This window comes from Serratia sp. TSA_105.2 (assembly GCF_052692115.1).
Window position 1 is genome coordinate 22,136 of record NZ_JBQZFT010000019.1, and the last position, 8,255, is coordinate 30,390.

General features: G+C 53.4%; 7 protein-coding genes. All 7 read right to left on the reverse strand.

The annotated features are described in order from the left end of the window. Positions 1-99 precede the first annotated feature (99 nt). A complete protein-coding gene (rpoB, locus tag ACUTSC_RS24585) occupies positions 100-4,128 on the reverse strand; it encodes a DNA-directed RNA polymerase subunit beta (RefSeq protein ID WP_197774091.1) in 4,029 nt (1,342 codons plus the stop codon). 332 nt (positions 4,129-4,460) lie between these two features. After that, on the reverse strand, positions 4,461-4,826 hold the full coding sequence (gene rplL / locus ACUTSC_RS24590) for a 50S ribosomal protein L7/L12 (protein WP_004929903.1): 366 nt from the start codon (positions 4,824-4,826) through the stop codon (positions 4,461-4,463). Between the two features lie 63 nt (positions 4,827-4,889). After that, complete coding sequence (gene rplJ / locus ACUTSC_RS24595; protein WP_004929905.1) at positions 4,890-5,387, reverse strand: 50S ribosomal protein L10; 498 nt, start codon at positions 5,385-5,387, stop codon at positions 4,890-4,892. Positions 5,388-5,725: 338 nt separating this feature from the next. Next, positions 5,726-6,430: a 50S ribosomal protein L1 gene (rplA, locus tag ACUTSC_RS24600; RefSeq protein WP_019456443.1), complete on the reverse strand. Its 705-nt coding sequence runs from the start codon at positions 6,428-6,430 to the stop codon at positions 5,726-5,728. 3 nt (positions 6,431-6,433) lie between these two features. After that, a complete protein-coding gene (gene rplK / locus ACUTSC_RS24605) occupies positions 6,434-6,862 on the reverse strand; it encodes a 50S ribosomal protein L11 (RefSeq protein WP_015376316.1) in 429 nt (142 codons plus the stop codon). 165 nt (positions 6,863-7,027) lie between these two features. Continuing rightward, a complete protein-coding gene (gene nusG / locus ACUTSC_RS24610) occupies positions 7,028-7,573 on the reverse strand; it encodes a transcription termination/antitermination protein NusG (protein ID WP_004929914.1) in 546 nt (181 codons plus the stop codon). 1 nt (position 7,574) lies between these two features. Continuing rightward, on the reverse strand, positions 7,575-7,958 hold the full coding sequence (gene secE, locus ACUTSC_RS24615; protein WP_004929916.1) for a preprotein translocase subunit SecE: 384 nt from the start codon (positions 7,956-7,958) through the stop codon (positions 7,575-7,577). Positions 7,959-8,255 lie beyond the last annotated feature (297 nt).

Here is an 8,255-nt window from a genome sequence, read left to right on the forward strand (position 1 = left end):
TTAAACCTGTTGGGTACCCACAACCGCAGTAGGTACCCGTGTGACCTGAACAACCACCCTCAGGCTCCCTTAGGCGGGGAGCCTGAGCCGGAATGACGATTACTCGTCTTCCAGTTCGATGTTGATGCCGAGCGAGCGGATTTCTTTCAACAATACGTTGAAGGATTCCGGCATGCCTGGCTCCATCCGGTGGTCGCCATCCACGATGTTTTTGTACATCTTGGTACGGCCGTTAACGTCATCCGACTTAACGGTGAGCATTTCCTGCAGGGTATAAGCCGCGCCGTATGCTTCCAGTGCCCACACTTCCATCTCACCGAAGCGTTGACCACCGAACTGCGCTTTACCACCCAGAGGTTGCTGAGTCACCAAGCTGTAAGAACCGGTTGAACGGGCGTGCATTTTATCGTCAACCAAGTGGTTCAGTTTCAGCATGTACATATAGCCGACAGTAACCTGGCGCTCGAATTGCTCACCGGTACGGCCATCGAACAGCGTGATCTGACCGGAGGTCGGGATACCGCCCATTTCCAGCAGTTGCTTGATTTCAGTCTCTTTCGCACCGTCAAACACCGGCGTTGCGATCGGCATACCTTTTTTCAGGTTCTCTGCCAGACGCAGCACTTCGTCGTCGCTGAAGGTGTTCAGGTCAACTTTCTGGCAAACGTCGTCGCCCAGATCGTAGGCCTTCTGGATGAACTCACGCAGCTTGGCCACTTCCTGCTGCTGCTTCAGCATCTGGTTGATCTTCTCACCGATGCCTTTCGCAGCCATACCCAGGTGGGTTTCCAGGATCTGACCGATGTTCATACGTGATGGTACGCCCAGCGGGTTCAGTACGATGTCTACCGGCGTGCCGTTTTCATCGTAAGGCATATCTTCGATCGGGTTGATCTTGGAGATAACACCCTTGTTACCGTGGCGGCCCGCCATCTTGTCACCCGGTTGGATCTGACGTTTAACGGCCAGATAAACCTTGACGATTTTCAGCACGCCCGGCGCCAGATCGTCGCCCTGAGTGATCTTACGACGCTTGGCTTCCAGCTTCTTCTCGAAGTCGGATTTCAGTTCGTCGTACTGCTCAGCCAGCTGTTCCAGCTGGTTTTGCTTCTCTTCGTCGGTCAGGCCCAGTTCCAGCCAGCGCTCGCGCGGCAGCTTGCTCAGCTTGTCGGCTTCGATGCCACCGGCAACCAGCACCGCGTGGATACGCGCAAACAGGCCAGCTTCCAGGATCTGCAGTTCTTCAGTCAGGTCTTTCTTCGCCTGCTTCAGCTGCATCTCTTCGATTTCCAACGCGCGTTTGTCTTTTTCCACGCCATCGCGGGTGAAGACCTGCACGTCGATAACCGTACCGGAAACGCCGTTCGGCACACGCAGAGAAGAGTCTTTAACGTCAGACGCTTTCTCACCGAAGATCGCACGCAGCAGTTTCTCTTCCGGTGTCAGCTGGGTTTCGCCTTTAGGCGTTACCTTACCGACCAGGATGTCACCGCCAGTCACTTCCGCACCGATATACACGATACCGGATTCATCCAGCTTGGAGAGCGCAGCTTCACCCACGTTAGGGATATCGGCGGTGATCTCTTCAGGCCCCAGCTTGGTGTCGCGAGACACGCACGCCAGTTCCTGGATGTGGATGGTGGTGAAGCGATCTTCCTGCACCACGCGCTCGGAGACCAAGATGGAGTCTTCGAAGTTGTAGCCGTTCCAAGGCATGAACGCTACGCGCATGTTCTGGCCCAGTGCCAGTTCGCCCAGGTCTGTCGATGGGCCATCCGCCAGCACGTCGCCGCGCTCGATTGGCTCACCCAGACTCACACACGGCATCTGGTTGATGCAGGTGTTCTGGTTAGAACGGGTGTACTTGGTCAGGTTGTAAATATCGATACCTGCTTCGCCCGGGTACATCTCGTCTTCGTTAACTTTGATAACGATACGGGAAGCGTCCACGTACTGGATCACACCGCCGCGTTTGGCAACGGCGGTTACGCCGGAGTCAACCGCTACAGCGCGTTCCATACCGGTACCGACCAGCGGCTTGTCAGCGCGCAGGGTAGGTACGGCCTGACGTTGCATGTTCGCACCCATCAATGCACGGTTGGCGTCATCGTGTTCCAGGAATGGAATCAGTGAAGCACCAACGGAAACAACCTGTTGGGTGGATACGTCCATGTAGTCAACCTGGTCGCGGCTGAACAGGCTTGATTCGCCTTTGCTGCGGCAGGTGACCAGGTCTTCTACGAAGCGGCCTTCTTCATCCAGGTTGGAGTTCGCCTGGGCGATAACGAAGTTGCCTTCTTCAATAGCAGACAGGTAGTTGATTTCATCGGTCACCACGCCGTCACGCACGCGGCGGTACGGGGTTTCCAGGAAGCCATACTCGTTAGTCTGTGCGTACACGGACAGGGAGTTGATCAGACCGATGTTTGGACCTTCCGGCGTTTCGATTGGGCACACGCGGCCGTAGTGGGTCGGGTGTACGTCTCGAACTTCAAAGCCGGCGCGCTCACGGGTCAGACCACCCGGGCCCAGTGCGGAGATACGACGCTTGTGCGTGATCTCGGACAACGGGTTGTTCTGGTCCATGAACTGGGACAGCTGGCTGGAGCCGAAGAACTCTTTCACCGCCGCCGAAATCGGCTTGGCGTTGATCATGTCCTGAGGCATCAGGGTATCCAGATCGCCCAGAGACAGACGCTCTTTCACCGCACGCTCAACGCGCACCAGACCTACGCGGAACTGGTTCTCGGCCATTTCGCCGACGGAGCGGATACGACGGTTGCCCAAGTGGTCGATATCGTCCACTTCGCCCTTGCCGTTACGGATATCGATGAGCTTCTTCATCACTTCGATGATGTCGTCTTTGCTCAGGATGCCCGAACCTTCAATCTCGTCGCGCAGCAGAGAACGGTTGAACTTCATACGGCCAACCGCGGACAGATCGTAGCGGTCTTCGGAGAAGAACAGGTTCTCGAACAGGCTTTCGGCAGCTTCGCGCGTTGGCGGCTCACCAGGACGCATCATGCGGTAGATTTCTACCAGCGAGCTCAGACGATCGCTGGTCGGATCGACGCGCAGCGTTTCAGAGATGTACGCGCCGTGGTCCAGATCGTTGGTGAACAGCGTTTCGATGCGCTTGTGGCCGGACTGGCTCAGCTTGGCCAGCAGGTCCAGCGACAGCTCCATGTTGGCTGCGCAGATCAGTTCGCCGGTATTGGTATCGATATAGTCTTTCGCGACCACTTTGCCCGCGATGTACTCTACCGGTACTTCAATGCTCTGAATGTCGTCTTTTTCCAGCTGACGGATATGACGAGCGGTGATGCGACGGCCTTTCTCTACGTAGATTTTGCCGTTGGCTTCGATATCGAACGAAGCGGTCTCACCACGCAGGCGCTCTGGCACCAGCTCCATCTGCAGCTTGTTGTCGCGGATTTCGAAGACGATCTTGTCAAAGAACAGGTCGAGGATCTGTTCAGTGGTGTAGTTCAGCGCGCGCAGAATGATGGTCGCAGGCAGTTTGCGGCGACGGTCGATACGCACGAACAGGTTGTCTTTCGGATCGAACTCGAAGTCCAACCATGAACCGCGGTAAGGGATGATGCGTGCGTTGTACAGCACTTTACCCGAGGAGTGGGTTTTACCCTTATCGCTGTCGAAGAATACGCCAGGACTACGGTGCAACTGAGATACGATAACCCTCTCAGTACCGTTGATCACAAAGGTGCCGTTTTCGGTCATGAGCGGAATTTCGCCCATGTAGACTTCTTGTTCCTTGATGTCTTTGACCGTACCTTCAGGCGCTTCGCGCTCATAGATAACCAGGCGCAGTTTTACGCGCAGCGGTGCAGAGAACGTCACACCACGGATCTGGCACTCTTTGACGTCGAAGACCGGCTCACCAAGACGGTAGCTAACGTATTGCAGCTCCGAATTGCCACTGTAGCTCTGGATAGGGAAAACAGAACGGAATGCGGCTTCAAGGCCGTACTGCCCTTCTGGATCTTGCTCGATAAACTTCTGGAACGAGTCAAGCTGGATAGAAAGGAGATATGGTATGTCCAGCACTTGTGGACGTTTACCAAAATCCTTACGAATACGTTTTTTCTCGGTATAGGAGTAAACCATAGGGTTCCTCAGCTCGCTGATCAGTGACCCAATCTGTCCGTCCGATTAGGGACAGTTCATGCAACACCGTTTTGTCGACCGGAAAGCGGGAACACTTTCCGCAATGTCTCTTGCTATCACGCTTAAACCATTTCATCGCGTCTTCCCCCAGAACTCCTGGTAGTGCAAAGACCGCGGTATATTAAGTCGTCAATAGAAACAAACATTGGGAGGCGAAACCAGCAGCCAAACAGTGTGAAACGCTACTGGCGCCCTACAGCGCAAAAAGGCTGGTGACTAAAAAGTCACCAGCCATCAGCCTAAAAGACTAGGCTGCAACCGGAAAGGTTGGCTTATTTAACTTCAACTTCTGCGCCAGCTTCTTCCAGAGATTTTTTCAGAGCTTCTGCGTCATCTTTGCTCACGCCTTCTTTCAGAGCGGCTGGAGCAGATTCAACCAGGTCTTTAGCTTCTTTCAGACCCAGGCCGGTAGCGCCACGTACTGCTTTGATAACAGCAACTTTGTTAGCGCCTGCAGCTTTCAGGATAACGTCGAATTCAGTTTTCTCTTCAGCAGCTTCAGCTGGGCCAGCAGCAACAGCTACAGCAGCAGCAGCAGAAACGCCGAATTTTTCTTCCATAGCGGAAACCAGTTCAACAACGTCCATTACGGACATAGCGGCAACTGCTTCCAGGATTTGGTCTTTAGTGATAGACATAACAATTGTTCCTAAAATTCAGAAATAGTTTAAATACGTTAGCAAAGGCTAAGAAAGAGTGGCTTACGCCGCTTCTTTCTGATCGCGTACTGCAGCCAGAGTGCGAACCAGTTTGCCGGCAGCGGCTTCTTTCATGGTTGCCATCAGGCGTGCGATCGCTTCTTCGTAAGTTGGCAGCGTCGCCAGGCGGTCGATTTGCGCCGCTGGGATCAGCTCACCTTCAAAGGCCGCAGCTTTAACCTCGAATTTTGCATTCGCTTTCGCGAACTCTTTGAACAGACGAGCAGCAGCGCCCGGGTGTTCGTGAGAGAATGCAATCAAGGTAGGACCGACAAACGTGTCTTTCAGGCATTCGAATGGAGTGCCTTCAACTACGCGACGCATCAGGGTGTTGCGAACAACACGCATGTAAACGCCAGCTTCACGACCTGCTTTACGCAGTTCAGTCATTTTATCTACGGTAACGCCGCGGGAATCCGCAACAACCGCAGACAGCGCGCCTTTGGCTACTTCGCTGACTTCAGCAACAATCGCTTGTTTGTCTTGAAGATTTAATGCCATTAGCTTTTTGCTCCTGGATTAGCCGGGGAAAATCCCCCGGAACTCACTTCACTCGGCGCTTTGTAAAACGCCACGCCGAGCGGCTTAACACGGTGAGCAGAATCCAGCAAAGACATTCTTTTATAAAAAAGAAAAATTTTCTTAGGCTCTGTCACCGTCTACGCAGGAAGGATTAAGTATCTTGCGATACACCTGCGGTCTTGGACGGAGGCCTGGATAGGCCAGGCTCCAACCGAAAAATCTTTGTTTTGCCTACGGCATAGCCAATAGCAAAACCTTGGGGCATAAGATTCTAGACAAATCTTGGCCCCAAGTCAAAGCGATAATCGCAAATGCGATTAGTTCGCTGCAGCAGACAGGCCGCTCTGATCGATAGCAACGCCAGCACCCATGGTGGTGGAGAGGCTAACTTTCTTGATGTACATGCCTTTCGCCTGAGAAGGTTTTGCTTTTTTCAGCGCAACCAGCAGGGCTTCCAGGTTTTCTTTCAGTTTGTCTGCGTCGAAATCAACCTTACCGATAGTGGTATGGATGATGCCGTTTTTGTCGTTACGGTAGCGAACCTGACCTGCTTTAGCGTTTTTCACTGCTTCAGCAACGTTCGGAGTAACGGTACCCACTTTCGGGTTTGGCATCAGGCCGCGTGGACCCAGGATCTGGCCCAGTTGACCAACAACGCGCATTGCATCCGGGGAAGCAATAACAACGTCGAAGTTCATTTCGCCTTTCTTGATCTGGTCAGCCAGATCGTCCATACCTACCAGCTCTGCGCCGGCAGCTTTCGCTGCTTCAGCGTTAGCGCCTTGGGCAAATACGGCAACGCGAACGGAACGACCGGTGCCGTGTGGCAGAACGGTAGCGCCACGAACGTTTTGGTCAGATTTACGAGCGTCGATGCCGAGGTTAACGGCAACGTCAACGCTTTCTACGAATTTAGCGGTGGCCAGCTCTTTCAGCAGAGCAACAGCTTCAGTGATGTCATACTGTTTAGTAGCATCAACTTTGTCACGGATCACGCGCATGCGCTTGGTCAGCTTAGCCATCTCTTAATCCTCCACTACCAGGCCCATGGAACGAGCGGTACCTTCGATGGAGCGAGTCATCGCTTCAACGTCAGAACCAGTCATGTCCGCAGCTTTGGTTTCTGCGATTTCACGTACCTGAGCACGGGTCACTTTACCTACTTTGTCTTTGTTCGGCTTACCGGAACCAGACTTGATACCAGCCGCTTTTTTCAGCAGAACTGCTGCTGGCGGGGTTTTGGTAACGAAAGTGAAGGAGCGATCAGAATAAACGGTGATAACAACCGGAATCGGCAGACCTTTTTCAACGCTGTCAGTCTTAGCGTTGAATGCCTTACAGAATTCCATGATGTTAACGCCCTGCTGACCCAGAGCTGGACCCACTGGTGGGCTCGGGTTCGCCATACCAGCTGCAACTTGCAGCTTGACGTAGGCTTGTACTTTCTTAGCCATTTAAATTTCCTCGGTTTGGGTAGTATCGCCTCGTAAGAGGCTCCCCATGTTTCACCCCGCCCAACATGCATCAGGCAAGGCATCTAAAAACAAAAGGCGCGAAATTGTAGTTCAATTTCGCGCCTTTGACAAGCGGCAACGCGCCACTCATTGCTGATTATTCGATCAGCCTTTCTCAACCTGGCTGAAGTCCAGTTCCACCGGCGTTGCACGGCCAAAGATGGAAACGGAAACTTTCAGGCGGCTCTTCTCGTAATCGACTTCTTCGACCACACCGTTGAAATCGGCAAACGGGCCGTCGTTGACGCGCACCAGCTCGCCCGGTTCGAACAGCGTTTTCGGACGCGGCTTGTCACCAACCTGCTGCAGGCGGTTCATGATCGCATCAACTTCTTTATCGCTGATTGGCGCAGGACGGTCAGACGTACCGCCGATGAACCCCATGACGCGCGGTACGCTGCGCACCAGGTGCCAGCTGGCGTCATTCATCACCATCTGCACCAGCACGTAGCCAGGGAAGAACTTACGCTCGCTCTTGCGACGCTGGCCGCCACGGATTTCAACCACTTCCTCCGTAGGCACCATCACTTCGCCGAACAGCTCTTCCATATCGTGCAGTTTGATGTGTTCACGCAGCGATTGTGCTACGCGACCTTCAAAACCGGAAAACGCCTGAACGACGTACCAACGTTTTTTTGGAGCTTCAGACATTTTAGAACCTCAGGCCAGTAATAAACGACACCAGACGGACCAGAATTCCATCCAGCCCCCACAGAATCAGTGACATCACGGCGGTTACCGCGGCAACGATCAACGTGGTGTGTAGCGTTTCCTGACGAGTTGGCCAAATCACTTTACGTACTTCGGTACGCGCTTCGCGGGCAAACGCAACGGTGGCTTTGCCTTTGGTGGTCATCAGAGCCACTGCACCTGCAACGGCGATGATCAGCACAACTGCCAGCGCGCGCAATGGCAGGCTTAAATCACGGTAGTAATAGTTACCGACAATAGCCACAACCAACAGAACGGCGACGATCAGCCACTTTGCCGCTTCCAGGCCGCGTCCGCTCCCTTGAGCCTCGGTATTCGCACTCATAAACCAACCTGTCACAATGATGATTCAGAACAAACAACTTTGCCTCGCATTGCGAGGCAAACCAAACCGATCGGATACCGCTTCAGCGCTATCCCGGTGTTTTACGCTATGACGTATTTCAGTCAATACGGTTTAAGAGCCCATCTCACCAATGATTATGACTGCAAAATCGCTGATGAGATAGGTTCTAGTTCACAGCGTAGAAAAAGGGCATCAAATGATGCCCTTTTACCGCGTGTCGCGTCAAACTTTATCAGCGATTAAGCGATAACTTTAGCAACAACACCAGCGCCAACG